1 protein-coding gene and 1 pseudogene are annotated in these 3,068 nt (G+C 52.8%); both read right to left on the bottom strand.

The window, feature by feature from the left end; genetic code table 11:
* Nucleotides 1–1,616: 1,616 nt before the first annotated feature.
* Nucleotides 1,617–2,021, bottom strand: a pseudogene (locus C492_RS25780) (transposase); the annotation flags it as partial.
* A 628-nt stretch (nucleotides 2,022–2,649) separates the two neighbouring features.
* On the bottom strand, nucleotides 2,650–3,068 hold a 419-nt coding region (locus tag C492_RS06835), incomplete at its 5' end, for a hypothetical protein (protein WP_008421688.1).

Genomic DNA, 3,068 nt, shown 5'->3' with positions numbered 1-3,068 from the left:
GGGATACTGAACACATTCACTCAACCAGACATCTTCCTCATGAGACCAACGCTTTAGCTCCAGCTCTCACACCAGTCGGGAAGTACCGAATATCTTCTTCGAGTGCCCCGAGCGAACTCCGGTCGTACAACCCTGTCATGTCGTACGCTGGCCACTCTTGATACGAATCCGTTGCAATCGTTCGAAAGACATCGCGTCGCGAAGCCTGCGTTGAGGCCATTGGGCGAACGCTGCTGACTCGAACGCAAGAGCATATCTATCCTGCTCAGTACAGGTGAAGCACAAAACAGTCAGTGAGGAATTTGAGTAGCACAGTTGAAGCTAACAAAACTTATGGGGAGGTGCAAAGAACTTGACAGTGTGTCATCTAAAGAACGTTCATTGCTGATTCCGAGACTGGTTTATCTTGGTGCCACTATACTAATCGGAATCCCAGCAATAATCGCTTCACTATCGGTTTTGACCCATCTCTCCGCTGTAGTACTCAATACCGTAGGGATTGAACAAATACCGTCGGTCGGCGGTATCTTGTTGCTCGCGGTATCAGTCCTGATTGGTCTTCAGTTAGCCGTTGAAGCCGCTGCTGTTCAATTAGGTGGGATTGAAGCATTAGGAAGAGGGTCTTCGCGTGCTACCCTCGCTCGATATGGGTTCCTAACCCTGTGCGTGTTCATCGCGCTGGCAGCCGTTACGTGGGCAGGTCTTTCCGCAGTAGTAGGCGGATATGGGTGGAGCATTATTGTACTTGGACTGCTGGTCGGGNTCGCGCTGGCAGCCGTTACGTGGGCAGGTCTTTCCGCAGTAGTAGGCGGATATGGGTGGAGCATTATTGTACTTGGACTGCTGGTCGGGTGTGCTGGGTTCATTGTTCTCTATAGGAGTACACACGCCTTCCTCACAGGATTCCGTGGCAGCGAGGTATAAGCTCTCTACGTAACGCGTGTTCGTCTACGAGCGCAATAGTACTCGAGAGTAACAGCCGCTACGTACAGGTGAACCGCGTATCAGTTCGTTCCGACCGTTCTTCCTGCGGTGGCGTGCGCTGTCGACCGCTCGAGCGAAAGCGAGGGCGGTCGGCGATGCCGCGCGAAGGACGAACGAGCGAAGCGCGGCGCGTAGCGCCGCGGACAGGCGAACGGCCAGCGGCCGTGAGCCCGCAAGCGAGTGAGTCGGCTGGGGAGGGCGCGGCGATCCCCTGTGTTCGTGCCGGCAGGACTGCCACTCGTCGGTATTGCCGCGAAATCCCCTGGTCCTTTCAGTCCCACCTGGCAGTGGTTGGTTGAGGCTGTAGATACAACGCCAGACGGTCCATACGTACTGTCTCTGTATCGGCTCTTTCGGTGAAGACTCGTCGAAACGAAGTGGCGAAACGGGTGACGATTCCATATGCATTGGGTGACGTGGTCTCAACTTCTGCGCGCTCTGGAAGATGAGACTATAGGCCGTTTAGCAGGCTTGTTGTCGGTGAATTCGGATAAATCAGTCTATCGGCGATCTTTTAGACGCCCTCTCAGCTGCTAATTCCTGTTAGTCTTAGAAGAGTTTCGGCGCTCTTCCGAGGGAGCTTCCAGTGTCGCCACTCAAAACCAACTCTTCCACGCGGGTAGAGTGGCCCTTCACCCGATTCCAGTCTCCTTCTTCAACAGTGTGAGCGTGTTCTCAGCCGTTATGAGTGGCGTCTGCTCGTACTCGCCAGTCAATTCAATCTGTACGAGTAGATCGACAGCTCTCCAAATCGAATACAACAGACACGCAAATGCGAAGTAAAAGAACCGGAGCACGAAATTTTTCGACGTCGTCGCCGCCATGAATCGCTTGATACTCTTGTAGCCACTCTCAATCTCCCACCGCGAATTGTAGAAGTGGACCGCTCCTGGACGGCAGTTCGTCATGAAGACACTGTACTGCGTATAATCGGTGCTCTCAGCGTTCTCCCGTCGTCTGTAGATCAGTGTCGTCTCATGCCACTCGTTCTTCCCCAAACGCAACTCTCGAGTAGTAACGTAGCGGTCTCGATCTCTATTTGTTTGTCCTTGTGGAATGAGAGTGTCACGTTCAGGTGTACCGTTGAACGAAATTTCGTGCGAGCGGGTATTCCCATGCGGTACCGAAGATCGCTTTGGCCGTGGCAATCAGTGTAAAGATTCCTGTAAGGAACCACGCAAGCACCGCTAGTATCAGTNATTCCCATGCGGTACCGAAGATCGCTTTGGCCGTGGCAATCAGTGTAAAGATTCCTGTAAGGAACCACGCAAGCACCGCTAGTATCAGTAACAGTATACCGATGAGAGCAAAGACGGTATCAAGTGGTGAGGGAAGCAGGGACCACTCCATTACCTCACCACCAATCGTAAGCTCATCGGCACCCAGAAAGAACACGAGAACAGCAATAACAGTGAGGGCTAATACTGATGCGTGCCAGTTTAACGCGTTGCGGGCATTCATTTGTGTGAACTCGTTGTTCGAGATTAAGTAGACGAGTCCAGCACCAATGATGCCAGTCCCTAGTGCGAATATGTGGACTAAGATCCCGCCGATGGATCGTTCAGTGAGCAATTCTGGTCCGGAACCCGAAGTGGATTTCATTGATGTCATTTGTGTCGTGTGTTGTATTGTCTGAAGTGTCTTTCAATCGGTTTATCAGCGCAATCAGTTGAAAGGCGATTCCCTTTGGCTGTGTCGTCTCCGAATCCACCGAGCTGCGCGTTCGGTGACGAGCAATAAGAGACTCACAAGCAGCACATCGAATGCCGTATCCCAGAAGGCGATATCGCTGCCTGTGCTGCTGATATCTGTCCCAGTGATGGTTAGAATGCCGCCGAATACGAACAGTACAAGGCTGAGTTGGAGGCCAGCGAGTACAAGCGTGCGGATTCCTGCTGTATCCGACATGGTGAGGAAGCCCCGTGTGGAGAGCCGATCCAGCGGGGTTTCGGTCATGAGAGCTCGCTTCCCTTCCGGTGACAACGGCCAGTTTGACTCTGGATGGTTGATGTAGTACAGGGTAACTGACTCAGGATACGTTTCAGTGGCGACGACATCGATCTCCTGTAGCTCGTTTAGTCGGT

This window comes from Natronococcus jeotgali DSM 18795 (assembly GCF_000337695.1).
GTDB classification, from domain to species: Archaea; Halobacteriota; Halobacteria; order Halobacteriales; family Natrialbaceae; genus Natronococcus; species Natronococcus jeotgali.
This window is presented reverse-complemented; position numbering and strand designations above follow the sequence as displayed.